The sequence below is a fragment of the Mycobacterium sp. genome, assembly GCF_049647605.1.
Lineage (GTDB): Bacteria > Actinomycetota > Actinomycetes > Mycobacteriales > Mycobacteriaceae > Mycobacterium.
This window is the reverse complement of record NZ_JBARXZ010000116.1, coordinates 1-26694: the sequence shown is the minus strand read 5'-3', so window position 1 is coordinate 26694 and position 26694 is coordinate 1. Positions and strand designations below refer to the sequence as shown.

Here is a 26694-nt window from a genome sequence, read left to right as displayed (position 1 = left end):
GATTGCAAATTAACAAATCGGCGGCCGACACCACGGCACGCCGGACCGGCCCACCCCGCTTCGCAGCGGTGGGCCTGACAGAGATGTCGATGAGATGTCGGTGGCGCCGACTTGTGCACTTGCCCTGGGGAATTGCCCACCGATGGGGCCCTACGAGAAGCGTCCCGCGGGTACGGTCAGCGCGGCAGACGCCGCGACCGCAGCGCGGTCACGGTGCAGGATGGCCATCTTCGCAGGATGGTCGTCGCGGCCATGGGGCACTGTCGGTGCGGATCGGCCCATGGGCGCGAGGCATCCGAACCGCGCGCGCGGTGACCGGGGCGGTTCAGCCCTGCGCGAGCTGCTCGGCGCGCATCTTGAGATTGCCCGCCAGATGGTCGAGCGCGTCGTTGATGACCTTTTTGACCATCACCGCCGGCACCGGAAACGTCACTTCGATGTCCATGTCGACGGTCAACAGCGATGTCGGCCCCATCCCGACCACCGAGAACAGCTGCTCCTGCTTGGAGAAGTACTCCCCCTGCTGCATGACCGTCTGGATCTGGTTCGGCTGCGGGTAGTAGACCGCCTGGATGAAGGTGCCGTCATTGCCCTGAATGGAAGTGTCGAGCCGGAGCTGGCTGGGCCTGCCGTCCTCGTAGCGATGCAGGATCCAGCATCCCTTGATCTCGTCGTTCCATTCCGGATACGCCTCGAAGTCCCGCACGATCGTCAGGATCAGCGACTCCTCGGCGGCGATCTCGACAGTCTTACTCACCAGCGGCATGGGACGCGATCCTAGCCGGGTACTCCGAGACGCTCACGAGGGGGAAGCGGCAGCACCGTCACCGAGCGGGGATTCGACGCGGATCTTCTCGTCGCGGATCAAGCCGCGCAGCAGAGCGGTACTGAACTCCGCGGCGATCTCCTCTGCGGTGCGTCGGCCATGCGGACGCAGCCACCGGTAGGAGCCCAGCGCCATACCGATGTAGCCGAGCGCCAGGACGTGCGAGTCGCAGGGGTAGAACTCGCCGCTGGCGATGCCCCGGTCGATCAGGCCGTGCACGTGCTCGTAGACCTGGGCTTCCTTCTCCTTGACCCCGGCGACCTGCTCGGCGGTGAACCACTCGCTGATGTAGGGCTGCTCCTGGAAGTACACCGCGGCCCCTTCGGGGTTCGACGCGATCTGCTTCAGCAGTCGCACGGTGTACTGGTAGAGCGCCTCCCGGGCGGTCCACGACGGGTCGTCGTGCACGGCGGCCAGGGTGTTGTCGGCGGCCCGCTGATAGATGTCGTAGAGGATCAGCGACTTGCTGGCGTAGTAGTGGTAGACGGTTGCCTTGTTCAAGCCCACGACGTCGGCAACGTCGTCCATCCGAGTTCCGTGGTAGCCCCGGGCGGCGAACAGCTTGGTGGCGACCGCCAACAGCTCCTCGCGGCGACTCAGCCCGTTTTCTGATGCCATGGTTCACTCTCTGCTACGGCGCTACCGAAACGGCGCCAATCAATCAGTTGGTTGGTTAGTTTATCCCCATTGCGCTTTCCGCCGGATCGGTGTTGTGTGGGATCCGGTAGCGAATAGACTGCGACCGAGCTGACATTGGGAGGCGTGCCGATGGATCCGAACCCGGATTACGACGCGAGCGATGAGATCGAGTACTTCTTCTCATGGCTCCCGTGGGCACTTCGCGGTGTCTATCCACCCCCGGCCTACCCGCCGGTCTAGAGCTACCGAGGCGTGCGTTCCCCAAACCGGTGCTGGCTCACCGATATGGACGGTGTGCTGGTTCGCGAGGAACACGCGCTGCCGGGAGCCGACGAGTTCCTGCAGCGCTTGACCGACAAAGGTCTGCCGTTCCTGGTCCTGACCAACAACTCGATCTTCACCCCCCGTGACCTGGCGGCCAGGCTGGCGCGGTCCGGCCTGACCGTGCCCGAAGAGGCCATCTGGACCTCGGCGCTGGCGACCGCGACCTTTCTCCACGACCAGCTCCCGAACGGTTCCGCCTACTGCATCGGCGAGGCGGGCCTGACCACGGCGCTACACGAGGTCGGCTACACACTCACCGACGTCGGCCCGGATTTTGTGGTGCTCGGTGAGACCAGGACTTACTCGTTCGAGGCCATCACCAAAGCCATTCGACTGATCGGCGCCGGCGCCCGGTTCATCGCCACCAATCCGGACGTCACCGGCCCCTCTTCCGAAGGCCCGCTACCGGCGACGGGTTCGGTGGCCGCATTGATCACCAAGGCCACCGGCCGTGAGCCGTACTTCGTGGGCAAACCGAATCCGATGATGTTCCGCAGCGCGCTGAACCGGATCGAGGCCCACTCCGAGGAGACCACGATGATCGGCGACCGGATGGACACCGACGTCGTCGCCGGTATCGAAGCCGGCCTGGACACCATCCTGGTCCTCACCGGCTCCACCTCCGAAGCCGAAATCGAGCGCTACCCGTTCCGGCCCGGCCGGGTGCTTCCGTCGATCGCCGACGTCATCGACCTCATCTGACACCCCCGCCCCCTGAACCCCCCCGCCCAAACTCACGTTTGGGCGCCAAAGGTCGAGACGGTGGCGCCATTTCGTCGATCTCGGCGGGCGCTAGGCGGGACCTTCGCTAGGCGGCGGCGGACTTGACCGCCCGCCCCACCTCGGCACGCAGCTCGGCGTACTCCGACGAGCGCCGAAGCTCATCGGGATCGACACCGGTCCGCGGCAGATCAACGGGAATGTCGAGCGCAACCTGCCCCGGCCGACGCGTCAGCACCACGATCCGCGAGCCCAGGAACGCGGCCTCGTCAGCGCTGTGGGTGACAAACACCGTGGTGCGGCCCGACTCGGCGCTGACCTGCCGGACATCCTCCTGCAGCCGTTCCCGGGTCAACGCATCGAGTGCGGCAAACGGCTCGTCCAGCAGGAACAATGGCGTTTCGGCCGCCAGCGCCCGGGCGATCGCCACTCGCTGCTGCTGACCACCGCTGATCTCCCAGACCTTACGGCCGGCAGTGCCTTCCAGACCGACCCGCTCGAGGAGTTGGTCGCGGCGCTCGGCGCGCCGCTCCCTGGGAACCCTCGCGTACTTCAGCGCCAGATCGATGTTGCCGCCAACACTGCGCCACGGAAACAGCCGTGGCTGCTGGAAGACCACGCCGGCGCTGACCCCGGGAGTCGGCGGTGCCCCGGCAACATCCACCTTGCCCTCCGACGGCGCCTCGAACCCCGCGATCAGCCGCAACAGCGTGCTCTTACCGCAGCCCGAAGCACCGACCAGCACCAAGAACGCGCCGGGCTCGACATCGAGGTCCACCGGCCCCAGGGCCGTCACCTCGTCGCCACCGCGGCCGTAGCGGTGGCTGACGTTGTGGATCCGGACTCCGCCGCTGGCCGGGCTACTGGTTGAGGACACCGGGCAAACCCGCGGTATAGATCGCCTTCTGGAACGTCTCCAGCGGTGCGGCCGCAGGGATCTGTTTCTGCTCGGCCAGGAACTGCGAGGCGCTTTCGAGGTTGGTGGCGATGTTGCCGGGGGACCCGTCGGCACCCAACCACTCCTGCGAGGCCAGTTCCGCCGGCGTCAGGTAGACACCCTGCTTGAGTTGTCCGGTGACTTCCTCTGGGGTCAAACCGATTTCAGCGGCAATCGCTTTGGCGGCGGCTTGGGGATCGTTGTGGATGACTTCGAGCGCACGGGCCTCCTGCCGGCGCCAGGTGTCGACCACCTCGGGGTGTGCCTCGGCGAACTCGGTGGAAACCACGCCGAGGTCCAGGGTGGGCTTGCCGTCGTCCGCCAGCTGCCGGCTGGTGATCAGGTCCTTGCCGGAGTCCCGCAGCTGATCCAGGGTGGGCAGCCAGGTGTAGGCCGCATCGATGTCCCCTCGTTCCCAGGCCGCCAGGATGGCCTGCGGCTGCAGGTCCACCAGTTGAACATCGCTGGGCGACAATCCATTCTGATTCAACGCTGCCAACAGGCTGTAGTGCGCGGTGGAGGCGAACGGGGTGCCGATTCGCTTCCCGCGAAGCTCGGGGATGGTGGTGACACCGCTGCCGTCGCGTGCGACCAGCGCCTCGTTGTCCCCGGCGACGTCGAGTACAAACGCAACCTGATAGGGAATGTCCAGCGGCCCGGAAAGCCCACGGGCGACCGGGCTGGAGCCCAGCGCCCCGAAGTCGAGTTCCTTGGCGATGAAAGCGGTGTTGACGTCAGCGCCGGAATCGAACTTTATCCACTTGATGTTGTAGTCCGGCAGGGCTTCTTCGAGCCACCCGTTGTTCTTGACGATCAGGTCGCCGCTCGGAAAGGTCTGGTATGCAAGACGAATCGTCTGTTTGTCCGCATCCTGACCGGAGTTGTCCACCGAGCATCCGGCGAGTCCCAACGCCGAAACCGCAAGGGCGGCAACCAGGGCTTTGATTTTCATACTCTCCCTCTCCAAGGAACAGCGCGCCGCTCCACGGCGCGCAACAAGCTGTCGATGATCAGACCCGAGGTCCCGATCGCGAAGATCCCGACCAGCACGACGGGGGTGTTGTTGTAGTTGCTGGCGTCCTTGACCAGGCCGCCGATACCGGGAATACCGTTGAACAGCTCCGCGGCCACCACCGACGAGTAGGCCATCCCGACCGCCAACCGGATTCCGGTGAAGGTCTCGGGCAGCGCCGAAGGCACCACCACGTCCCGGATCACCTGGGCGCGGGAGGCGCCGAGGGCGCGGGCCGCCTCCTGCAGCCCCACCGGTGCCGCCACCACGGCCGCGGTGGTCGCCACCGCCGCCGGCGGAAGCGCGGCCAGCGCCAGCAGCGTGATCTTGGGCGCCTCGTCGATACCCAGCCAGATGACAAGCAGGAAGAAGTAGGCCAGCGGCGGCAGCGCCCGCAGGAACGTCAGCCAAGGCTCCAACACGCTGCGAAACCAGCTGACAGACCCCATCACCAAACCGAGCAGCACGCCGGCCGATACCCCGATGACCACGCCGATGAGCACCCGGCGCAACGTCATGTAGAGGTGCTCCCACAACAAGTAGCCCGCGTAGCCCCTAACACCGTCATGGGTGGAGGAGACGGCGACAAAGGCTTCCCAGACGGTTTTCGGGTACGGCACAAATGTTGCGTTCCAGATACCGCTGGCCGCGGCGGTCTGCCAGGCGGCAAAAAACACGACGACGGAGATCAGCGGCAATGCCGCCCGGGTCAGCCGGCCGCGCCACTGCCCGGGCCGGGCTACCCGTGCGCGGACTTCTTCGCCAGGGGCGATGTCAACGAACACCGACATTGGTCGACTTTCTGTGCACTGAAAAGGGGACAACTGGCCGAGCGCGCGTACAGCGCTTCAGCAACAGCAGCAGTCGATGACAGACGTCCCAAGCACAGGGTGATTAAAAGGCTCTGTGGTGCGCGCGGCCAGAATACGGATCAGCGCGAATTTAAGGCTCAGAGAACGGCCCGCCATTGATTTGTCGACCACGGCGTGGCCCGCGGCACCGCGTCGCGGACGGCTGCGACCACCCCCGGCCACGCGTACCCGTCGTAATCGTCCCCGGAGAGCCAGCCACCGGGCACCACTTTGGGACGCCACGCAGTGATATCGGCGATCACACTGTCGTAGTCGTGGCGGGCATCCAGATGCACCCACGACAGTGACTCGTCGGCGAACAACGCCGCGGCACGGAGCGAATCGGAGATGAGGACCTGAACGGAGTCGGCGAATCCGCACGCAATCACGTTGCGGTGCAACAGTCCTGCCATCGTTCCGGCGCCGTGCTCAACGGCCCCGCGATGCGCGTCGATGCCGTTGACCCCTTCGGCACCACTGCCCCGGCAGGTGTCGACACCCACCACCGCGATGTCCCGTCCGCCGCCGGCCACCACCTCGGCCAACGAGCACAGGCTCTTACCCAGATAGACGCCGACTTCCACGAACCGGCTGCCATCGGGAAAGTGCGCCACGGCCTCCTGCTGCGCATCTCGCCACTGGAACCAGCCGGAGATGTCACGCCAACTGGTCACCGGGGCATCAAAATCAGTGTGCGGCACGCCCGAGGGGTACCCACTCAGGCGTGCCGCATCACAGTGTCGAACTAGAGCGCTTGTCGAACTAGAGCGCTTTGAGTTCCTCGATGACTGCAGAAACCGACTTCTTGGCGTCGCCGAACAGCATGGAGGTCTGGTCGGCGAAGAACAGCGGGTTCTCGATCCCGGCATACCCGGAACTCATCGAGCGTTTCAGCACGATCACCGACCGGGACTGATCCACATTCAGGATCGGCATCCCATGGATCGGCGACGACGGATCGTTGCGTGCCGCCGGATTGGTGACATCGTTGGCGCCGATCACGATGGTCACATCGGTGCGACCGAACTCGCCGTTGATATCGTCCATTTCCTTCATCGCGTCGTACTCGACATCAGCCTCGGCCAACAACACGTTCATGTGCCCCGGCATCCGACCAGCGACCGGATGGATCGCGTACTTCACTTCCACCCCTTTGGATTCCAGGATGGCGGCCATCTCCTTGACGGTGTGCTGAGCCTGCGCCACCGCCAAGCCGTAACCCGGCACCACGATCACCTGGTTGGCATATGCCATCTGGATCGCCGCATCGGCAGCCGACGTCGCCTTCACGGTGCCCTGCTCGCCACCGGGGCCCGCGGCCGCACCGGCGTCTCCACCACCGAAGGACCCGAACACGATCGCCGGGATCGACCGGTTCATCGCCACTGCCATCAGGTTGGTCAAGATGCTGCCCGACGCGCCGACGATCATGCCGGCCACGATCATCGCCGTGTTGTTCAACGCCAAACCCGCTGCTGCCGCCGACAATCCGGTCAAGGCGTTCAACAGCGAGATCACCACCGGCATATCGGCGCCACCGATCGGGAACACCACGAACAAGCCCATCAAACCGGCAGCCACCAACACCACCACGATGGTCCAGCCCGCGTTGCCCTGCCCGGCATGAACACCGATGTACACCGACATCGCGACCGCGACCAGCAGCAGTGCCACATTGGAGGCCTGGAACAGCTTGGCGCTGGCGACCAGCTTGCGCTCCAGGGACTTCGGCAGCGATTCCTGCAACTTCAGGAATGCCACCAGCGAACCCCAGAACGACACCGACCCGATGATCGCCGCGAACAACGACCCCACCACCAACGCCACCGTCGGAGACTGCTCCGGGGAGAAATGACCGAATCCGTCGGTCTCGATGAACTCTGCCCACGCGATCAACGCCACGGTGCCACCACCGACACCGTTGAACAACGCCACCAACTGCGGCATCGCCGTCATCTTCGTCTTCAGTGCCGGCGGCACCCCCAGAACCACACCGATGCCCAGACCCGCAACGATCAGAATCCAGTTGATCGCCGCGGTGTCGCGCACCGAGATCAACGTCGCGACCACCGCGATGCCCATACCGACAGCGGCGATCCAGTTGCCACGCACCGCGGTCTTGGGACCCGTCAACCCCGACAATCCGAGGATGAACAACGAGAACGCAACAATGTAGAGAACTGTGACGAGGTAGCTCACTTCGTGACCTCGGCATTCTGGACAGGCTTACGCCCCTTGAACATTCCCAACATCCGATCGGTCACCAAGAACCCACCGACCACGTTCAACGTGCCGAAGATCAGCGCGACGAACGCGATGATCCGCACGCCCCAACCGGCGTCGGCAGGCAAATTCCCCAGCACGATCAACGCACCCAACACCACGATCCCGTGAATGGCGTTGGTGCCCGACATCAATGGCGTGTGCAGGGTGTTGGGGACCTTCGAGATCACCGCAAAACCCACGAACCCGGCCAACACCAGAATCCCGATGTTCAACAACAACTGGTCATACATAACGCTCACGCCTCCCGGGTGACGCAGGAGGCCGACACGACCTCATCAGAAAAGTCCGGCGCCCACGCGCCATCAGTGATCAACAACTCCAACAACGCAGTCACGTTCTTCGCGTACAACTCGCTGGCGTGCTCGGGCATCGTCGCCGGCAGATTCAACGGCGAGGCGATGCTCACCCCGTGACGGACCACCGTCTCACCGGGCTCGGTCAGCTCACAGTTACCGCCGGTCTCTCCCGCCAGATCCACCACCACACTGCCCGGCTTCATACCTTCGACCGCGGCCGCAGTCACCAACCGAGGCGCCGGACGGCCCGGCACCAATGCCGTCGTGATCACCACATCAAAGCCGGTGATCGCCTTCTCCAACGCCTTCTGCTGCTGCGCACGCTCATCCTCGGTCAGCTCGCGGGCATAACCGCCCTCGCCCGCGGCGTCGATACCCAGATCCAGCCATTGCGCACCCACCGAGCGCACCTGATCAGCCACCTCCGGACGCACGTCGTAGCCGGTGGTGCGCGCACCCAGACGCTTGGCCGTCGCCAGTGCCTGCAATCCGGCCACACCCACACCGAGCACCAACACCGTCGCCGGCTTCACCGTCCCCGCCGCCGTGGTCAACATCGGGAAAAACCGGGTCGACACCGATGCCGCCAACAACACCGCCTTGTAGCCGGCCACATTCGCCTGTGACGACAACGCATCCATCACCTGCGCCCGCGAGATCCGTGGAATCGCTTCCACCGCAAACGCCTGTACACCTGCAGCTTTCAGCGCACCGATCTGGTTGTCGGCATTGCGCGGCGCCAGAAACCCGACCAGCGACTGCCCCGCACGCAACCGGGCCACCTCCGCAGCCGACGGTGGAGCCACCTTCACCACCACATCAGCAGCCCACGCATCACCGATCGTGGCGCCGGCAGCGGTATACAGCTCGTCGGGCAACAACGCCCGCTCCCCCGCACCGGACTCCACGACCACCGACACCCCGGCCTTCAACAACCCGGACACCGCTTTGGGCACCAACGCCACCCGGCGCTCATCGGCACCGGACTCGGCAACCACACCGACCGTCACCGTTTTTGTATCTGTCATGGCGAGCTAGATCTCTTCCCATTGTTTTTTCCGCAGGGACTCACCCACGGCTGTTCAAGTGATCAGCCACCCTAACCGATGGTGGCGCTCAGGTCGGCGCCACCATCGACCGCATCGATACAGTTCGCGGCTGTATTCGTGGTTTCTGTTCAAGTGTCGGCCGCGATCTACACACCTTCGGACTTGTGTGCCGGCATCCCCGATGTCTGGGAACCGCGGGCGCTGAGGTGGCGCCTTCTAGTCGGGAACGGTGACGGAGGTGGTGGCGCCACCACCGGGGGTCGGGTCGACCAGCAGGACCCCACCCGCCTGTTCGACGGCCACGACCAGCGATGCCAGCCCGATGTGCCCGGCGGCCACCGACTCGGCCAGCACAGCCGGATCGAAGCCGACACCGTTATCGGCCACCGTGAGCGTCACGCCGGCGTCGCGGCGATGCATCCTCACCGAGATCCGGGTTGCTCGAGAATGCTTGTGCGCATTGGCCAAAAGCTCACGCGCCGACCGGTACAGCAGGGCCTGCGACGCGGGTTTGCCCACCTCGTCGAGGTCGGCCTCCACGGTCATGCCCGTCCGCTCACCGTGGTCGCGGGCCAGCTCCCGCAGTGCCGCGGTCAATCCCACCTGAGCGAGCACCGTCGGGTGCAGAGTGCTGACGGTGCTGCGCAATTGGGCGACCGTGTCGCGTAACGCCGACTCCACGCGGTCCAGGGCCTCGGGGCGCCCGTCACGCAGGTCGTCGAGGTCGAGGCGCACCGCCAGGAGGTTCTGCAGCGGTCCGTCGTGCAGTTGCTCGGCGAGCTGCCTGCTATGCCGCTCTTCGGCGAGCATCGACTCCGCCACCAGGCGGCGGCGCACCTCCAGCAGACTTCGCACCCGGACCGAGCGGCGCGTCAGGATCACGCTCAGCGCCGTGGTTGCCGCGGCCAGCCACAACAGGCAGCCGAACTGGACATACACGACATCGGGCAGGCCCACCGCGTCGTCGCGCCGGGAGTAGAAAATCCACGCAATCAGATAGCAGGCCGCGGTGCCGACTCCCAGCCCCGCCGTCAGCACCGGCCGGTCCAGGAACGCCACCGAGATCGGTACCAGGAAGAACACCGGCAGCAGCCACGCCGTCGCACCGCCGGAGACCACACACAGCGCCAGCACCACCGTCAGGTCCACACCTGTGGACACTCCGCCGCCCCATGACGGCACCGGCTTGGTCAGCACCAGCACCACCCAGGCCGTCGCGGCAGTGGCGTAGAGCACCAGGACCATCGCGTACACCCCGGGCAGCCAGTGCTCGACCTCCTGCACGTACGCCAGCAGTGCGATCAGCCCGATCAGCGGCAACCGCAGACAGGCCGCGACCCGTACCGGGTCACTCTGCAGATAGTCCTGGGGTCGCAGCACCTCTACTCCAGCAGTCCCCGGCGCATGGCTTCGGCGACGGCGGCGGCCCGGTCGCTGACGCCGAGTTTCTCGTACAGCCGCTGTACGTGGGTCTTGATCGTCGACGGCGCGAGGAACAGGTGTTCGGCGATCGCCGGAATGCTGCGGCCGGCGGCGATCATGGCCAGAACCTCGTGTTCCCGTGCGCTCAACGCGGGTCCGGACGGTTCGGCGCGACGCCTGATCTCGACGGCCAGCCCGGAGGCCAGCCGGGGCGCCACCACATCGCGTCCCTTGGCGCAGTCGAGGACCGCGGTGACGATCTCGGCCCGGGTCGACTCTTTGGGCAGAAAACCGGCGGCCCCCTGCTGCAGAGCGTGGTAGACGATCGCGGGGTCGTCGTGCGCGGAGACCAGCAGGACCCGGGTGGGCAGCTGATCCCGGACGACGGCGGCGGCCACACCGGCCCCGTCCATCCCCGGCATCTGGTAGTCGAGCAGCGCGACGTCCGGTCGGCGCTCACTGATCAGCTGGAGGGCTTCCGAGCCGTCGGCGGCCTCCCCGACCACCTCGATCTCGGCGCTGCCGGTCAGCGCGCGGACCAGTCCGTCGCGGAACAGGGGATGGTCGTCGCCGACCACCACGCGCACTGTCGCATCCGCCGGCATGGCACCAGAGCTTTCCATAGCACCGGCTGTCCCCCGATCGGTGGACACCGTATTCATCCCGGTCATCCACCGGTGAGCGGACAGACATCGGCGCCGCGGCGCGCGAGAGTTGTCTCAACGGAAACGACAAGCAAAGGAAACCACGATGAGGACAACACGCAACACCAGCCGCAACGGCAACGTCGCCCGCTACATCGCGGCACCGCTGATCGGGATCGGTGTCCTCGGTGGGGCAACTCTCACGCTCGCCGGACCTGCCGTCGCCACCACGGGCGAACCGGGCACCAGCCTCACCGTGACCGTGCCGGTGCCGCTGCCCGCGGCCTGAACCCCACCAGCTCACACCCCATTCATCACCAGGAGGACAGTCATGAACCGCGCCTTTTCCCGTCGTATCGCCGGCGCCCTGGCCATGCCGGTGCTCGCCGCAGGTTTGATCGGCGGCGGTGCGGTTGTCCTCAGCAGCGAAGCCACGGCCTACGGAACGGCCTACGCCTCGCCCGCAGTGATGGCGGTGGCCATCCCCCAGCCCGCGGTGGCCACCGCACAGCTCGACGCCGGATCCCCGCCCGCGGGGCACCGCTCGCTGGACATCGCTCCAGCTGCGGCCACTCCGGTGGTACCGGCACGGTTCAACACCGAACCGTTCCTTCCGGCGGAATACCCCACCAGCGCGTAATCCGCCGCCATCCGCAGGTTCCAGGCAAAGGAGGTGCAGTCACGTAGCTCAAACATCGCTTCTTTTCCGTATTTTCGCAGGGCCCCGGCGCACCCCCTCGTGCCGGGGCTCTGTGGTCGTTGCACCGCCTTTCACCGGGTGCCATATCGTGGCTGGCATGGACTTCGCGATGTCGGCCAAAGCGCAGGACTACCACGAGCGGCTCACCGCGTTCATGACCGAGCACGTGATTCCCGCCGAAGCGTCCTACGACGCCTTCCGCGAGGAGGCCGGCCGCGGTGATTTCACCGTGCCGCCGGTGGTCGAGGACCTGAAGAACCGGGCACGGGAACTGGGGCTGTGGAATCTGTTCCTGCCCGCGGTGTCCGGGCTGACGAACCTCGAGTATGCGCCGCTGGCGGAGCTGTCCGGCTGGAGCATGGAGATCGGGCCGGAAGCGCTCAACTGCGCCGCCCCCGATACCGGCAACATGGAGACACTGCACCTGTTCGCGACGCCGGAACAGCGCACCCGATGGTTGGAGCCGCTGTTGGCCGGCGAGATCCGCAGCGCCTTTTCGATGACCGAGCCGGCGGTGGCCTCCAGCGATGCCCGCAATATCGAAACCACCATTGTCCGCGACGATTCGGGAGATGGCAGCTACGTCATCAACGGCCGCAAATGGTGGACCTCCGGCGCCAATGATCCGCGCTGCAAGATCCTGATCGTGATGGGCCGCACCAATCCGGACGCGGCCAGTCACCAGCAGCAATCGATGATCCTCGTTCCCGTCGACACCCCGGGGGTCAACATCCTGCGCTCGACATCGGTGTTCGGCTGGCAGGATCAGCATGGCCACGCGGAGATCGTCTACGACAATGTACGCGTTCCGGCATCAAATCTTTTGGGCCAGGAGGGTTCTGGCTTCGCGATTGCGCAGGCCCGGCTCGGCCCGGGCCGCATCCACCACTGTATGCGCGCCATCGGCGTCGCCGAACGGGCGCTGGCATTGATGGTGGACCGGGTGAACAACCGGATCGCCTTCGGTAAGCCGCTGGCCGAACAGGGTGTGGTGCAGCAGCAGATTGCCTTGTCCCGCAACGAGATCGACCAGGCCCGGCTGTTGTGCGAGAGAGCGGCGTGGACCATCGACCAACATGGCAACAAAGAGGCCCGCAATCTGGTGGCGCAGATCAAGGCGGTCGCACCGCAGATGGCGTGCAATGTGATCGACCGGGCGATCCAGGTTCACGGCGCCGCCGGCGTCAGCGATGACACCGTGCTGGCCCGGATGTACGGCTGGCACCGGGCCATGCGGATCTTCGACGGGCCCGACGAAGTGCACCTGCGAGCCATCGCCCGTGCCGAGATCGGCCGGGACAAGAGCGCCCTCGCATCGGCGGTGACAAAATAATGGCCGACGTGAACAGCACCCTGGGCGGTGCCTGGAACTTCCGTGACGTCACCGATTCCACCGGCGGGGCGGTGCGGTCGGGTCTGCTGTTCCGGTCCGGCGAGTTGAGCGCCCTCGATGACGACGGCCGGAAACAGCTGGCCGCGCTGAAAGTTCATGACATCGCCGACCTGCGCTCGGCAGTCGAGGTGGACAAGCACGGACCGGGACTGGTGCCCAGCGGAGTGCAGATCCACCTGCTGCCGTTCGTCGAGACCGTCGTCAGCGAAAGCGAAGCCCCACACGAGCATGCCTTCCTCCGACTGATGACCGAGAAATCGGCCGACGAATCGACTGCGGACGCGGCGCGGCGCTATATGACCGAGGAGTACCGCGGCTTCGCGCGGTCCGCGGGGGCTCGCCGGGCAGTCCACCGGGTGATCACGCTGCTCGGCGACCGGCGGCCGGTTTTGGCGCACTGTTTTGCCGGCAAGGACCGCACCGGCTTCACGGTGGGGGTCGTACTGCGGGCGGCCGGTGTCGACACCGACACCGTGATGGCCGACTATCTCGCCAGCAACGCGGCGGCACCGCTGCTGCGGGAACAGATCATGGGGCGGATCCGCGCCCGGTTCGACGGCGCGCTCCCGGCTGAAGCAGCCGAATTCACCGAAGCGCGGCTCGCCGACGACGTGCTCGGCGTTCGAGATGACTATCTGGCGGCGTCGCTGCAGACCATCGATGCGGAGTTCGGCTCATTGCAGGGCTTCTTGACGGCCGCGGATGTAACGGACACCGATCTCGACAAGCTGCGGACCGCCCTGCGTTGAGTCGAGCTTCCGGCTGGCACCAGGGTTGTCGTGACATCGGGGCTGCTGACACATCGACCAGGCCTCGGCCGGTGCACCGTCGGCGCATCGGGGGTCGAATGAAGTATCGGGGATCTGCCGATCCCTGGTTGGTAGGGCCAACGGTAGGGACACTGGGGTGATGGATCAGAGTCAACTGGCTGACTTCCTGCGTAATCGACGAGAGGCGCTGACGCCCGACGAAGTAGGGCTGCCGGCCGGGGCCCGGCGGCGCACTGTGGGATTGCGTCGCGAGGAGGTGGCGGCCCTGGCGCTGATCTCCACCGACTACTACAGCCGGATGGAGCAACGGCGGGCACCGCAGCCGTCTCCGGAGGTGCTGGCATCCCTGGCGCGGGCACTGCGATTGTCGGTCGACGAGCGGGATCATCTGTTCCGCTTGGCGGGCCACAACGCGCCGGCCCGGACCCTCAGCGGCGAGCACGTCAGCCCGGCGACGATGCGCATCCTGGATCGTCTGCAGGACACCCCGGCTCAGGTGATGTCCGCGTTGGGCGAGACCTTGGTGCAGACTCCACCGGCGCGTGCCCTGATGGGCGACGAGACCGTATATGAAGGTTTGGCCCGCAGCGTTGTCTACCGGTGGTTCACCGATCCGGCCGCTCGCCTGGTGTATCCGGCCGAGGATCACGCGGTGATCGGCCGCTCGTTTGTAGCCAGCACCCGGGTGACCTACGCCCGCGACGGCGCCGATTCGCGAGCGGCCCGGATTGTCGACGACTTACTCAGGCGCAGTTCAGAATTCGCCGCATTGTGGAAGCTGCACGACGTCACCTCAAGTCACGAACTGACCAAGCGCATCGCGCATCCCAAGTTGGGAGTGCTCGAAGTACAGTGCCAGATTCTCTACGACATGGTGCAGCTACACACCCTGCTGGTGTTCACTGCCGAGCCGGGTTCGCCCAGCCACGCCAAGCTCGTCGCTCTGGGTGCCGACCCGGAGCTGTACCGCCGCGAGCAGCCCGTGGAAGCCGGAGCCATCGATCCGTTCCTGCACATCGAGTAGTCCGTTCTCCGGACACCCATCACCAGAAGACGACGGCACAGATCCAGACCACCGTCGATGCGAGAGCACCGACGAGTTCCACCCCGACCGACAACGCCACGCCTTTGAGAGCGTGCACCGTCGACACCCACGCTCGGGTGGGACTGTGCCGTACGGCAAGTTCCGCGAGAAACACCCCGAGCACAAATCCGAGCAACAAACCGAGAACCGGGACCACAAAGAACCCGATGACGCCCAGTACCGCACCGAGCACCAAACTGCGCGTTTGTACCTCGGCCCGCCGCATTCGTTTGACGGGCCAGACGTACTTGACCACCTCAGCTGTGATGAACAGCGCTGCAACAACACCCAGCGTCACCCAGGAGACTGCGGTGCGCTCGACAATCGCCCAGACCGTGATCGAGACGAACACCAACAGCGCGCCGGGCAGGATCGGCAAGATGATGCCGGCCAGGCCGACGGCGATCGCCAGCGCTACGAGAACGATGCCCAGAGTACCCATTCGCGATCCGTTCCCGCGCTCGTCCCTCGCACCCTCACTTCTCGCTCGAGAGTACCCATTCGCGATCCGTTCCTCGCGCCCTTATGGTTCGAGCACGAGTTTGCCCAGCACCGCACCGTCAGCCAGTGACTGCAATACCAACAGGGCATCGGAGAGCGGAAACCGTTGCGGCGCTGGAGGCCGCAGCCCCGTGACGACCAGTTCCGCAATGCCGGCGCCGATCTCGGCTTGCGCCCCAGGAGCCCGGTTGACGAACTCTCCGTAGCCCACCCATCATCGTGAACGCCGACACCCGCTGCCCGGTAACGAACCCGGAATCATCGGGTGCCGAGCGCACGACACCGGCAACCTCCACGCCCGGCACGAAGGGCGGCGGGAGTTTGAGCTGATACGCCCCCTTCGCCAGCAGCAGGTCCGGGAAACACACTCCGGCAGCCCGCACATCGACCACCACATCGCCAGGGCCACCGGCGACGTCGGGCACATCGATGACGGACATGCCCGAGGGTCCCGAGAGCTCCTGCACCACACAGGATTTCACGAGCGAACCGGCCCTCGATCTAACGGAGGGTGAAGGCTGCCGACTTGGCAGCAGACAGGTCGGTGATCTCCGACCACTTGCCGGCGATATCGTCGACCGACGGCGGCGCCGAGAAGGTGACGCCCTCGTTCTGGAACAGCGCGGTCCGCTGCACCTTGCCGCCACCGACGATGAACACCGAATCGGTGTCCTGGAGTTCCTCGGTGCACAGATAAGCCACCACGGGCGCGACAAACTCGGGGGTGAGATTCTTGAGCACCTCGGGCGGCAGGATGTCCTCGGTCATCCGGGTCGCCGCGATGGGGGCGACGGCGTTGGTCTTGATGTTGTACTTGGCGCCCTCTTGCGCCAGCGTGTTGATCAGACCGACCAGACCCAGTTTGGCCGCACCGTAGTTGGCCTGGCCGAAATTGCCGAACAGCCCGCTGGTGGAGGTCGCAACGACAACCCGGCCGAAACTCTGTTCCCGAAAATGTGGCCACGCCGCCCGGATGACGTTGTATCCGCCGTACAGGTGGACCTTGAGCACCGAGTCCCAGTTCTCATAAGTCATCTTGTGGAAGGTGCCGTCACGCAGGATGCCCGCGTTGCTCACCACGCCGTCGATCTTGCCGAACTCGTCGATCGCGGTCTTGATGATGTTCTCGGCGCCCTCGGGTTCGGCCACGCTGTCGTAGTTCGCCACCGCGCGCCCGCCGGCTTCACGGATCTCGGCCACCACCTGGTCTGCCATCGCCGACCCGCCGCCGGTGCCGTCTCGGGAACCGCCCAGGTCGTTGACCACCACCGCCGCGCCCTCACGGGCCAGCGTCAGCGCGTACTCCCGCCCCAGACCACCACCGGCACCGGTGACGGCAACAACACGATCTGCAACTCCGGGCATGTGCTTCCTCTCTCGGGACCGCGACGAGCATCGCAGGTCAGAAAATTTTGCGTGCCAACTTCCACGCCTTCTCTGTATACGGGGGATAGATGACTGCAGACAGGTCGGGTCGGGTCGGCTTCGTCAGCACCGACTTGCGATGGCTGAACTCTTCGAAACCGAACTTGCCGTGATACGCCCCGATACCCGATGGACCGACACCACCGAACGGCAACTTGGCCGTGGCGAACTGGAAGATCAGGTGGTTGACCAGCATCCCCCCTGCCGGCACCTCCTTGATGACGCGTTCCCGCACGGCCTTGGACTTGGTGAACAGATACGCCGCCAGTGGCTTCGGTCGCGAGTTCACGAAAGCGATTGCCGCGTCCACAGATTCGACAGTCACGATCGGCAGGATGGGGCCGAAGATCTCGTCGCGCATCAGTGGTTCGTCCAGGTCGGGATCGACGACGACGGTGGGCTGGATCCGCAGTTGAGCAGCGTCGGTGCCGCCGCCGACTGCCACGGTGCCCTTGGTGGCGGCCAGCGAGGTGCTCAGCCGGTCGAAGTGTCGCTGGTTGACGATGCGCCTGCCGCCGGGGTTGTCGGCTTCGAACTTCGACACGGCCTCCCCGATTTTGCTGACCAACCGATCGCGGATCGGCGCCTCGGCAAGGACATAGTCCGGGGCGATGCAGATCTGACCGGAGTTGAGCAGCTTGGTCCAGGCAATCCGTTTGGCCGCCACATCGATATCGGCGTCACGGGACACAATGACCGGGCTTTTGCCGCCGAGCTCCAGAGTCACCGGTGTCAGGTGCGGGGCTGCGCTCTCGTAGACCCGGCGGCCGATTTCGGTGCCACCGGTGAAGCACAGCTTGTCGAAACCCTGGTTGATCAGCTCCTGGCTGACCGCACCATCACCTTCGACGACAACAACCGCCTCGCTGTCGAGGTACTTCGGTACCAGTTCGGCCATCAGTGCCGACGACGCCGGCGCCACTTCGGAGGGTTTGAGCACCACGGTGTTACCCGCGGCGATTGCGCCCACAGCGGGTCCCAGCGTCAGCGCGAACGGGAAGTTCCACGCTCCGATGACCAGTACACAGCCGTATGGTTCGTACTCGACCCACCCGCGACCGGGCAGCTGCGAGAACTCCAGCAGCCGGTATTTGCGCCGGGCCCACTTCCCGACGTTGCGGGCCGCGTCATGCGCTTCGCTGGCAGTGCTCGCGACGTCGGCCAGCCAGGCCTCGAAGGGGCTGCGGTCCAGGTCCTGGGCCAGCGCATCGGCGATGCGGCCCTCGTTCTCCGTGATCAGCTTCTCGAGTGCCCGCAATTGGTTGCGACGCCAGTCGAGTGAACGGGTGCGCCCGGAGGCATATGTCTTGCGCAGGCCGGCGACCAGAGCAGGAATGTCGGGGGTTCCGGTCTCGGCAGTCGCCGAGACGGCGGGGACGACGGAATCTGTGGTCATTGCTGCCCTTCCTTTACCGGCACGCTGGGGCACCGTCCACAGCCGATGGTAACCAACCACCTGGTTGGGCGACAGGGGTGCGCGGGCCACCCCCGCGGTCGCTGCCCGTTCCTGAGTACCTCGTGCCCCGTGGACCGCCCGATCTGAAACCACCGTGGTTGCGAACGACATATTTGAGGTCGACAACAGAGTTTTGTCGATAGGAATCACCAACATCGCGACAAGACCGTATCGGCGGCCGAAGCATGACCTCTTTCAGTGCAGCCTCATTTGAGCGGGATACCGGTGCAGCGTCACTTAATGACGCCGACACCGCCTCGTTTAATGGGTGGTACCAGCGTCCATTGATTGGGCACAACACGGGGGCCGTTCAAGCGGTGTCGCTCCACGCGACACCTGTGTGCAGCGACGGTGCTGACCTGCCGGAAGTCGGTGCCGATATTCCCACCGACCGGCATTCTTGTTGCACTGGAGGCCATTCGGGCTCATCCCCGCCGGACCGTGGAAGAAACTTCACTTCCCCGTACCGACGCCGCCCCATCGGCCGGGATTCACAATCCGGAGCTTTGACCGTCCACGACCCCGCCTTCACACAAATCGATCAGCCGGTAACCGCACCACCCATTTCAATTCTTCGACCGCCGCCATCTTTTCTTCCATAGAGAAATTGTGGCGTTCTGTTTTTTCTCATGGCCCTACTTGTCTTTGTTTTCCTTCTCATCGCCTTTTCATGTCGACGGCATCCCGTGCCCTATTGTCCGCCATCGAGTTGGGCGTTCAGCGAGCTGGAACGGCTTTCCGTGCGCCCGCCGCCCATATTTGTTCGCTATTGCATACTCCCCGAGAAGGAATATGCCACTTGCGCGCCCTGCACACCCGGCATCGGTGGTCCGTTCTCGGTACCGCGGCACGCCGGCGACAGGGCACGTTGCTGACCAGGCACGTAGCCAGCGGTGGAGCTGGGAGTTTCGGCAGCGGCGGCGGGCGCAGCAGACACACCGCGCGAGTAAATTCCGTTGCCATACAACGATTTTCGACGACGATGGCTGGTCCCGCCACGCTCGATCGGCCGGGTCGCACAAGAAGCGCACCCGGGGCGGAGTCAGCTGCGTTCAGCCACCACAAACCGCGAGAACGAGTCATCGCCGTTGCGGAACGGGACATCCAACCACCGCTGCAGCCGTCGCATCTCCTGCTGGGAATCCAGATCGGAGGCCTGCCAGCCGTGCTCGTTGAGCCACTGCGCAAGATCCGCCCGGTCGGGGTCGTCGTAGGTCAGGTCCTGAATATCCGGCATCGCCGCCATACCCAACTTTTCGGCGACACGCGCAAAGCGTTCCCGCATCTCGTCGCGCCTGGCCGAGGACTGGTCTCGCATGGTTTCGGCGGCTACCCTGCTGCCCGGCGCACTCAGGCCACCGATGTTGTCGAACAACCGGTCCTGGGCGTCGGCCGGCAAGTACATCAGCAACCCCTCGGCCAGCCATGCGGTGGGACGGGTGGCGTCGAATCCCGCTGCTGTCAACGCAGCCGGCCAGTCGAAACGGAGGTCCACCGGCACCTCGTGGCGCCGCGCCTTGGCCGTGACACCGTGCCGGGCCAGGGTGGCCGACTTGTATTCCAACACCAGCGGTTGATCGATCTCGAAAACGTCGGTACCGGCGGGCCAGTCCAACCGGTACGCCCTCGAGTCCAGCCCCGAGGCCAGGATCACGACCTGCCGGATCCCGGCTGCGAGCGCGTCGGCGAAGAACGCGTCGAAGTAGTGGGTTCGGACCGCCTGATAGTTGCGCATGTGGGTGAACACAGTGGCCATCTCGGCATCGATATCGGCCAATCGTGTGGTCAGCTCAGGATCGAGCACGTTCTCCCAGACCCCGGTGCCGGCCCCGGCCACCAGCATTTTGGCGTAGGGGTCGCGGATCAGCGGTTCCGGCTGCTCGGTCTCGTTGGCACGGGCGGCGGCCACCATGACCGCCGTACTGCCCACACTGGTAGCGATGTCCCAGCTGTCATCGGCACTGCGCAGAGCACTCATCGGACGGTCCCTCGGTCAAGGGCCGGCGGCGTACCGGCATTCGCCGACCATCCTACCGAATAACTTAGGCAACCTAGCCGCCTCGTGAACAGCCGCGGTACGTCAGGCCTGGAACTCCCAAAGCTTCTGCTGCAGAAGCAACTCCAGCTGTTCGGTGACGCGACCGAGAGCGTCGTGGTCGCCGACGAATCCCGCGTAGAAGCCCATCCCCCAGAGCACTGCGACCAGCATCTCCACCAGTGAGTCGACATTGGTGTCGGTACGTAGTTCACCGGAGGCGATGGACTGGTCCACTGCCCACCGGACGAACTGGCGGGACGCCTCGAGAGAATCGTTCTTGGACTGGTTGAGCTCTGGATGCCGCTGCGACTCCATAACTGCGGTGACCAGGAAGGCGGCCGCCGAGAGATCCTTTTCGTCGGCCTGCACCGCCGCCCCGAGGAACGCCATCAGCCGCTCCACCAACGACGTTGCCGATTGTGCGCGATCAGCACCGGCCGCTACCACCACACTGTTGGTCTGCTCGACGAGTTCTTGGTAGAGCAGCCGCTTGCTGGCGAAGTAGTGATTGATCGCAGGCCGGGTCAGATCGGCACGGATGGCGATGGCCTGGAACGTGGCAGCGTCGTACCCGAGTTCGCTGAACACCTGCCGGGCTGCATGCAAAATTCGCTCCCGGGTTTCGGCAGCCTTCGCTGCCGGAGGACGCCCAGGCCCCCTGCTTGCTGTGTGCGGCACAGTCAAATTGTGCCATAGGTCACTTGGTGACCTTTTCGATTGTTCACGAAAAGTCGCCACGTGGCGATCTCGACTATCAATGATTACCCCTGCGATTCGTGAACGACCTGTTCCGGACGATTGTGGCATTTGCCTCCACCGTATGCCCCGATGAGCTCGGCGTCTGCCCCTACGTCACCGAAATGTCATACGATCGGGCTCGATTGCCCGTTGCGTTAAAAAGCTGCGCAACGCAATCCCTCGGTCTGTGTCTGAGTTCGCCACGAAAAACGAAGAAAAAGTCGAGCAGCACTAAAGGATTTGCCATTTGATTTGCCAGCACAGGGTGCTGACGGATAAACCACCAGAAACGTAAATTAGGGTGGGGGACTTATGGGGACGGCTGTAACCAGAAATGCGTACTTCCGAGTCGGGATAGGGATACTCGCAGATCTGGGCTATGGCGGCTTGAAGCTTGCCGAGGTGTGCCACCGGGTCGGCGTCACGACGGGATCCTTCTACCACTACTTCAACAACTGGGCCGAGTACACCCATGAGCTGATCGAACACTGGCTCACCAGCCTCACCCAGGAGCGGATGGATGCCTTGGCTGACGAGGCCGATCCATACCGGCGGATCGACCTGATGATGGAAGTGGGGCTCGGACTTCCCTTCGATGCCTACGCGGCGGTACGGGCCTGGAGTTCGGTTGACGCCCGGGTCCGCAACGTCGTCGTCAGCCTCGACGCGGTCCGCTACGACATCGTGCACGGGTCGGCGCTGGAGATCCTCGGCGACGAGCGACAAGCCGATGCGTTCGCGAAATGGGCACTCTACCTGCTGGTCGGTTACGAGCAGAGCACCCTGCCCCGGGACCACACGGCGTTCACCCAGCTCACCACAGCGCTGTTTCGCCGCATCCTCGAGACGGGCGACATGGCTGTCTTCCCCGACTGAGGGGGCTGTCCGAGACGGCCTCTACGGTTGACCCCATGAGGACCCTCGGCAAGCTGGCGCGCCGGGCCCTCGACCGAGTCGAGAACCGCGACCCGGAACTGGACGCCTTCCGGCGCGCCGCCCGGGCCGCGCTTGTCATCCCGATATCGGCGGGCATCGGCTTTCTTGTCGGCAACGGCCAGACGCCGCTGTTCGCGATCTTCGGCTCCATCGCCCTGCTGATCGTCGTGGACTTTCCCGGCAATCGGGCTGGGCGGGCCACCTGCTACGCCGGGTTGGGCGGCATCGGGGCGGTTCTGATCACCCTGGGCACCCTGATCGCACCCCATCCGTGGCTGGCGGTCGCGGCGATGTTTGTCCTCGGCGTTGCGGTGACATTCGCCGGCGTGCTGAGCACCTCCATCGCCGCGGGACAACGCGCCACGTTGCTGACGTTCGTCCTGCCCGTCTGCACTCCGGCCGGCCCGGTCCACGAACGGCTGCTGGGCTGGTTCATCGCGCTCGCGGTGTGTGTCCCGGCGGCGCTGTTCCTGCTCCCGCCCCGTCACCACGACGATCTTCGACGCCACGCCGCGCGGGTGTGCGCGGTGCTGGCTCATCACCTGGAAGGCCACGATGACCGGCGCGCGGTAAATCGGGCGATGAACGCACTGTGGGCCAACTATGTCGGCAGCGATTTCCGGCCGGTGGGGCTGACCGCGGGCAGTCGGGCACTGGTGCGCGTGATCGACGACCTCGAGTGGTTGTGCGACCGCGTGCAGGAGGAAACCGCCGACAACCTCGGGGTGATGACCGAGCCGGCGGTGCGGGTGTTGCGGGCCAGCGCCCGGCTGTTGCGCATCGCGCGCGTGGCGGACCGCGCCCCGGCGCGGGCCGAACTCGACGAGGCGCTGGCCGATCTGCGGGAGGTGGCTCAGGGCCGCTACCGCGAGGACATCGCCGACATCCTCGAGAGTGTGGGCGACACCGACGCCGTGGCGGTCGGACGCCGGCTGCTGACACGCCGCACATTCGGCGCCACCGTTGCCATGACCGGGCGGGTCATCGCCACCGCAGCGGCCGCCGACGCCCGCCCCGTACTGATGCGGGTGCTCGGGCGGCAGCTGCCCGAGATGGGTGCCGCGGTCCGGGTGCTGTCGGAAACCCAAGCCGTCGCCAACATCCCGTCCGGCTACCTGGCCACTCGCGCCGTCGTCGTCCGCAACAGTCTGCGCACCGGTCTGGGCCTGGCGGCCGCGGTGGCCACCACCCACCTGTTCCCCGTCGAGCACGGCTTCTGGGTGGTGCTGGCCGCCATGTCGGTGCTGCGCAGCAGCGCATTGACCACCGGCACCAAGGTGATTCGTGCGGTCGTCGGCACCGTTTTGGGATTTGTCCTCGGGGCGGTCCTGATCGAGCTGATCGGTGTTGATCCCGTCGTGCTGTGGACGGTATTGCCCATCGTCGCGTTTGTCGCCGCCTACGTGCCGGAGGTCGCGTCGTTTGCCGCGGGCCAAGCAGCGTTCACCATGCTGGTGTTGATCGTGTTCAACCTGATCGCCCCGAGTGGATGGCAAGTGGGCCTGGTCCGGATCGAGGACATCGCCATCGGCGGCGCCGTCGGCCTGGTGGTGTCGTTGCTGTTGTGGCCGCGAGGTTCCCGCAACGCGGTCACCACGGCTACCGACGCGGCGTTCCAGGTCGGCACCCGCTACCTGCAGGCGGCGGTCGCCCGGATCACCCACGGAGAATCAACCGCCGACGGGACGGCGCGGGTCACCGAGCTCAGCTATCGGGCGCTCACCACGGCCCGCACCGTCGACGACGGTATCCGCCAGTATCTTTCGGAGAGCGGCGGGCCCACCGATGACCGCGGCCCGGTGGTTCGGCGGGCCAACCGCGCCATCCGGTTGCGCATCGCCGCGGACCTGATCGCCGATATCGTCGCCCCGAACGACGCGGCCGCCTATCCCCGCACCCGCGCGGTGCTGGATCGCCACTCGCTGGTGGTGTGCAACCGCATGTCGGGACGTACCGACACACCCATCGGCGCCGAAGCCATCGTCACCGACTTCGTGACGGCGCTGCGCACCGAGGCACCAGGTGAGCAGAATCCGATCGCCAACGCCCTGCCACTGGTCACAGTGGCTGCCAACCTCGGCGAACTGGAACTGCTCTACCCGGTGCCCTGAGCCTCAGACCCGGTGCGGCATCAACGCATTCGGCGGGATGACCCCGAAGCGGCCGGCGTTGAAATCCTCGACCGCCTGGACCAGCTCGGACTTCGAGCTCATCACAAACGGCCCGTATTGGAAGACCGGTTCCCGGATCGGTTTGCCTCCGAGCAGGAGCACTTCCAGCGCCGGCCGATTCGAGTCCTGCCCGTGATCGGCGGCGACGGTGATGCGGTCACCGGGACCCAGCACCGCAAGCTGGCCCTGCTGGATCGGATGCTTCACCGGCCCGACGGTGCCGCGACCGCTGAGGATGTAGACCAGGGCGTTGAAATCCCGGTTCCACGGCAGGTTCAGTTCGGCCCCCGGCGCAATTGTGGCATGCGCCAAGGTGATCGGAGTGTGGGTAGCGCCGGGTCCGGCTTGGTCGTCGACATTTCCCGCGATGATCCGCACCAGCGCCCCACCGTCGGACGACGACAGCAGCGCGGCCTCCGCGCCCTCGATGGACTGATACTTGGGCGCGGCGAACTTGTCTTTCTTCGGCAGGTTCACCCACAGCTGGATCCCGTGGAAGAGGCCACCGCTCTCGACAAGTTCTGCCGGCGGGGTTTCGATGTGCAGGATTCCGGAGCCGGCCGTCATCCACTGGGTGGCGCCGTCGGCGATGAGGCCACCGCCGCCATGGGAATCCTGGTGGGCGAAGCGACCATCGATCATGTAGGTGACGGTCTCGAACCCGCGGTGCGGGTGCCAGTCGGTACCCCGTGGTTCACCGGGTGAGTACTCGACCTCGCCCATCTGGTCCATGTGGACAAACGGGTCGAGATCGGCGGCCGGGACCCCGGCGAACGCGCGAACGACGGGAAAGCCTTCACCCTCGTAGCCGCGAGGTCCGGATGTGACCGACCGGACGGGCCGCTCGGTGTCATACGGGGACGGCGAGGACACCTGCGGCAGGGTCAGCATGGTGGCGCTGTCGACTGTGATGGCCGGCATCTGGACACCTCCTGGGAGTATCGGATGATAATCCTATAACCGGACTGGAGTCCGATTATTCCCCGGGGTCAGAGCAGAACGGCTTGCGCGGCGGCACGGGCCGAGGCAGCGCTCGCGGTGTTCAAGACCGCTTCGGCAGCATCTTGACACTGCTTCAGCGTGACCGTCGACAACTTGGCACCGACGGCCCGGACTGCCGCCGAGGCCGCGGACAGGGAGGAGACACCGAGCCCGACAAGCACACAGGCCAGAAGGGGATCGGCCGCCGCTTCCCCACAGACCCCAACCGGCTTACCCGCATCGAGTCCCGCCCGGGCCGCCAGCGACACCAAGGCCAAGACCGCGGGCTGCCAGGGGTCGGTGAGCGCGGCCAACTCGGCCGACATCCGGTCAGCGGCCATCGTGTACTGCGCCAGGTCGTTGGTACCGATCGACAGGAAGTCGACGTGAGCCAGGATGCGATCCGCCAGCAGCGCCGCAGCGGGCACCTCGATCATCACCCCGGGTGTCAGACCGTGCGCACGCACCCGCTCGGCGAAAGACCTGGCCTCCTCCGAGGTGGCGATCATCGGGGCCATCACCCAGGGCGCCGCACCGACGCGTGCGGCGGCCGTGGCAATGGCCTGCAGCTGACGCTCCAGCAGGTCGGGGTTTGCCGCGGCGATGCGGATACCGCGGACCCCCAGCGCGGGGTTGGCCTCGTCGGCCGTCCCGGCGAACTTGAGCGGTTTGTCCGAGCCGGCATCGAGGGTGCGGACCACGACCTTGTGCCCGTCGAACGCCTCGAGCACCTCACCGTAGATCAGCGCCTGCTCTTCGACGGTTGGTTCGGAATCCCGATTCAGGAAACACAATTCAGTGCGGAACAGGCCGATGCCCTCGGCTGGGGCTTCCCGCGCTGCGCGCGCGGCAGCACCGTCCTGCACGTTCGCCAAGATCGCCACGGGATGCCCGTCGGCGGTGGCGCCCGGCCCGATCCACTGGGCGGTGACCGCGGCGATCTCGGCGGCCTGGCGGACATGCAACCGAGCCTGATCCGGATCCGGTTCCACCGCAACCGTTCCGGCGGTGCCGTCGAGCAGCACGTTCGCGCCGACCGGCACACCGTCGAGGCCGTCGACGGCCACCACACAGGGGATCCCCAATTGCCGGGCGATGATGGCGGTATGACTGGTGGGACCCCCCAGCGTGGTCGCCAAACCGACTATCAGCGTCGGGTCCAGACCTGCGGTGTCGGCCGGGGCCAGGTCCTCGGCACACAGGATCGACGGCACCTCCGGCACCGGGACACCGGGTTCGGCCACCCCGGCGAGCTCCGCCACCACCCGGTCACGGATATCTCGTAGATCGGTGACCCGTTCGGCCATGAGTCCACCCATCTGAGTGAACAGGTCGGTGAACTGGGCGACGGCCTCGACCGTGGCACGTGTGGCCGGAGCGCCCTGACCGATCCTCTTCTCGGCGGCGCCCAGCCACGCCCGGTCCTGCGCCAGCGTGGCCGTGGCGGCCAGCACCTCCGCAGCGGCTCCGGTCGCGAGTGCGGCGCGCTCCCGTA

28 protein-coding genes and 1 pseudogene are annotated in these 26694 nt (G+C 65.7%); 9 read left to right on the top strand and 20 right to left on the bottom strand.

The annotated features are described in order from the left end of the window. Window positions 1-325: 325 nt before the first annotated feature. Together WBB07_RS14935 and WBB07_RS14930 are read right to left on the bottom strand one after the other, a co-directional pair. The gene (locus tag WBB07_RS14935; RefSeq protein WP_526308967.1) at window positions 326-766 is read right to left on the bottom strand and encodes an SRPBCC family protein; all 441 of its coding nucleotides are present in this window, start codon (window positions 764-766) and stop codon (window positions 326-328) included. Between the two features lie 33 nt (window positions 767-799). Further along, a complete protein-coding gene (locus WBB07_RS14930) occupies window positions 800-1444 on the bottom strand; it encodes a TetR/AcrR family transcriptional regulator (RefSeq protein ID WP_526308965.1) in 645 nt (214 codons plus the stop codon). Between the two features lie 150 nt (window positions 1445-1594). Here WBB07_RS14930 and WBB07_RS14925 point away from each other — a divergent pair, with 150 nt between their 5' ends. Both WBB07_RS14925 and WBB07_RS14920 read left to right on the top strand, forming a co-directional pair. Then, entirely contained in the window at window positions 1595-1705 is a 111-nt protein-coding gene (locus WBB07_RS14925) for a hypothetical protein (RefSeq protein ID WP_099025320.1), read from the top strand. Between the two features lie 12 nt (window positions 1706-1717). Then, window positions 1718-2491: an HAD-IIA family hydrolase gene (locus WBB07_RS14920; protein ID WP_526308963.1), complete on the top strand. Its 774-nt coding sequence runs from the start codon at window positions 1718-1720 to the stop codon at window positions 2489-2491. A gap of 106 nt (window positions 2492-2597) precedes the next feature. On the opposite strand, the gene WBB07_RS14915 is transcribed toward WBB07_RS14920, so the two are convergent. The 9 genes from WBB07_RS14915 to WBB07_RS14875 form a co-directional block, all read right to left on the bottom strand. After that, on the bottom strand, window positions 2598-3386 hold the full coding sequence (locus WBB07_RS14915) for an ABC transporter ATP-binding protein (RefSeq protein ID WP_526308961.1): 789 nt from the start codon (window positions 3384-3386) through the stop codon (window positions 2598-2600). After that, window positions 3370-4398, bottom strand: coding sequence for a taurine ABC transporter substrate-binding protein (locus WBB07_RS14910; RefSeq protein ID WP_526308959.1), 1029 nt, complete (start codon window positions 4396-4398; stop codon window positions 3370-3372). Before WBB07_RS14910 ends, WBB07_RS14915 begins: the two co-directional genes overlap by 17 nt. Then, window positions 4395-5249, bottom strand: a complete 855-nt coding sequence (locus WBB07_RS14905) for an ABC transporter permease (RefSeq protein ID WP_526308957.1) — start codon at window positions 5247-5249, stop codon at window positions 4395-4397. The genes WBB07_RS14910 and WBB07_RS14905 overlap by 4 nt, the downstream gene beginning before the upstream one ends. Window positions 5250-5407: 158 nt before the next feature. Continuing rightward, entirely contained in the window at window positions 5408-5983 is a 576-nt protein-coding gene (locus WBB07_RS14900; RefSeq protein ID WP_526308955.1) for a class I SAM-dependent methyltransferase, read from the bottom strand. Between the two features lie 88 nt (window positions 5984-6071). Beyond that, the gene (locus WBB07_RS14895) at window positions 6072-7508 is read right to left on the bottom strand and encodes an NAD(P)(+) transhydrogenase (Re/Si-specific) subunit beta (protein WP_526308953.1); all 1437 of its coding nucleotides are present in this window, start codon (window positions 7506-7508) and stop codon (window positions 6072-6074) included. Continuing rightward, window positions 7505-7825 carry a proton-translocating transhydrogenase family protein gene (locus WBB07_RS14890; RefSeq protein ID WP_526308997.1) on the bottom strand — a complete coding sequence of 107 codons (321 nt, stop codon included), beginning with the start codon at window positions 7823-7825 and terminating at the stop codon, window positions 7505-7507. The genes WBB07_RS14895 and WBB07_RS14890 overlap by 4 nt, the downstream gene beginning before the upstream one ends. Window positions 7826-7830: 5 nt before the next feature. After that, on the bottom strand, window positions 7831-8919 hold the full coding sequence (locus WBB07_RS14885) for a Re/Si-specific NAD(P)(+) transhydrogenase subunit alpha (protein ID WP_526308951.1): 1089 nt from the start codon (window positions 8917-8919) through the stop codon (window positions 7831-7833). Between the two features lie 237 nt (window positions 8920-9156). After that, a complete protein-coding gene (locus WBB07_RS14880) occupies window positions 9157-10320 on the bottom strand; it encodes a sensor histidine kinase (protein WP_526308949.1) in 1164 nt (387 codons plus the stop codon). 2 nt (window positions 10321-10322) lie between these two features. After that, a complete protein-coding gene (locus WBB07_RS14875) occupies window positions 10323-10985 on the bottom strand; it encodes a response regulator transcription factor (protein WP_526308947.1) in 663 nt (220 codons plus the stop codon). Between the two features lie 127 nt (window positions 10986-11112). Between WBB07_RS14875 and WBB07_RS14870 the strand changes: the two genes are divergently transcribed. From WBB07_RS14870 to WBB07_RS14850, 5 genes are all read left to right on the top strand, one after another. Beyond that, complete coding sequence (locus WBB07_RS14870) at window positions 11113-11295, top strand: hypothetical protein (protein WP_526308945.1); 183 nt, start codon at window positions 11113-11115, stop codon at window positions 11293-11295. A 42-nt stretch (window positions 11296-11337) separates the two neighbouring features. Continuing rightward, entirely contained in the window at window positions 11338-11646 is a 309-nt protein-coding gene (locus tag WBB07_RS14865) for a hypothetical protein (protein ID WP_526308943.1), read from the top strand. Window positions 11647-11815: 169 nt separating this feature from the next. After that, entirely contained in the window at window positions 11816-13039 is a 1224-nt protein-coding gene (locus WBB07_RS14860; protein ID WP_526308995.1) for an acyl-CoA dehydrogenase family protein, read from the top strand. Further along, window positions 13039-13848: a tyrosine-protein phosphatase gene (locus tag WBB07_RS14855; protein ID WP_526308941.1), complete on the top strand. Its 810-nt coding sequence runs from the start codon at window positions 13039-13041 to the stop codon at window positions 13846-13848. Before WBB07_RS14860 ends, WBB07_RS14855 begins: the two co-directional genes overlap by 1 nt. 160 nt (window positions 13849-14008) lie before the next feature. Then, the gene (locus WBB07_RS14850) at window positions 14009-14893 is read left to right on the top strand and encodes a helix-turn-helix domain-containing protein (RefSeq protein ID WP_526308939.1); all 885 of its coding nucleotides are present in this window, start codon (window positions 14009-14011) and stop codon (window positions 14891-14893) included. Between the two features lie 19 nt (window positions 14894-14912). Here WBB07_RS14850 and WBB07_RS14845 read toward each other — a convergent pair whose 3' ends face one another. The 7 genes and pseudogenes from WBB07_RS14845 to WBB07_RS14815 all read right to left on the bottom strand — a co-directional run bounded on the left by WBB07_RS14845 (window position 14913) and on the right by WBB07_RS14815 (window position 21051). Further along, on the bottom strand, window positions 14913-15395 hold the full coding sequence (locus WBB07_RS14845) for a DUF456 family protein (protein WP_526308937.1): 483 nt from the start codon (window positions 15393-15395) through the stop codon (window positions 14913-14915). Between the two features lie 81 nt (window positions 15396-15476). Then, complete coding sequence (locus WBB07_RS14840; protein WP_526309007.1) at window positions 15477-15665, bottom strand: hypothetical protein; 189 nt, start codon at window positions 15663-15665, stop codon at window positions 15477-15479. Further along, window positions 15661-15936 (bottom strand): annotated as a pseudogene (locus tag WBB07_RS14835) (alcohol dehydrogenase catalytic domain-containing protein); the annotation flags it as partial. The pseudogene WBB07_RS14835 and the gene WBB07_RS14840, both read right to left, overlap by 5 nt. Before the next feature lie 19 nt (window positions 15937-15955). Continuing rightward, complete coding sequence (locus WBB07_RS14830) at window positions 15956-16819, bottom strand: SDR family oxidoreductase (RefSeq protein WP_526308935.1); 864 nt, start codon at window positions 16817-16819, stop codon at window positions 15956-15958. A gap of 37 nt (window positions 16820-16856) precedes the next feature. Beyond that, complete coding sequence (locus WBB07_RS14825) at window positions 16857-18275, bottom strand: aldehyde dehydrogenase family protein (protein WP_526308933.1); 1419 nt, start codon at window positions 18273-18275, stop codon at window positions 16857-16859. A gap of 1102 nt (window positions 18276-19377) precedes the next feature. Continuing rightward, a complete protein-coding gene (locus WBB07_RS14820; RefSeq protein WP_526308931.1) occupies window positions 19378-20313 on the bottom strand; it encodes a class I SAM-dependent methyltransferase in 936 nt (311 codons plus the stop codon). 102 nt (window positions 20314-20415) lie between these two features. After that, entirely contained in the window at window positions 20416-21051 is a 636-nt protein-coding gene (locus WBB07_RS14815) for a TetR/AcrR family transcriptional regulator (RefSeq protein ID WP_526308929.1), read from the bottom strand. Window positions 21052-21423: 372 nt separating this feature from the next. Here WBB07_RS14815 and WBB07_RS14810 point away from each other — a divergent pair, with 372 nt between their 5' ends. Both WBB07_RS14810 and WBB07_RS14805 read left to right on the top strand, forming a co-directional pair. Next, a complete protein-coding gene (locus WBB07_RS14810; RefSeq protein ID WP_526308927.1) occupies window positions 21424-21987 on the top strand; it encodes a TetR/AcrR family transcriptional regulator in 564 nt (187 codons plus the stop codon). 35 nt (window positions 21988-22022) lie between these two features. Beyond that, a complete protein-coding gene (locus WBB07_RS14805) occupies window positions 22023-24158 on the top strand; it encodes an FUSC family protein (protein ID WP_526308925.1) in 2136 nt (711 codons plus the stop codon). Between the two features lie 3 nt (window positions 24159-24161). Here WBB07_RS14805 and WBB07_RS14800 read toward each other — a convergent pair whose 3' ends face one another. Together WBB07_RS14800 and WBB07_RS14795 are read right to left on the bottom strand one after the other, a co-directional pair. After that, entirely contained in the window at window positions 24162-25139 is a 978-nt protein-coding gene (locus tag WBB07_RS14800) for a pirin family protein (protein ID WP_526308923.1), read from the bottom strand. A 68-nt stretch (window positions 25140-25207) separates the two neighbouring features. Further along, window positions 25208-26694 (bottom strand): putative PEP-binding protein (locus WBB07_RS14795; protein WP_526308921.1); only part of this gene is annotated, 1487 nt, incomplete at its 5' end.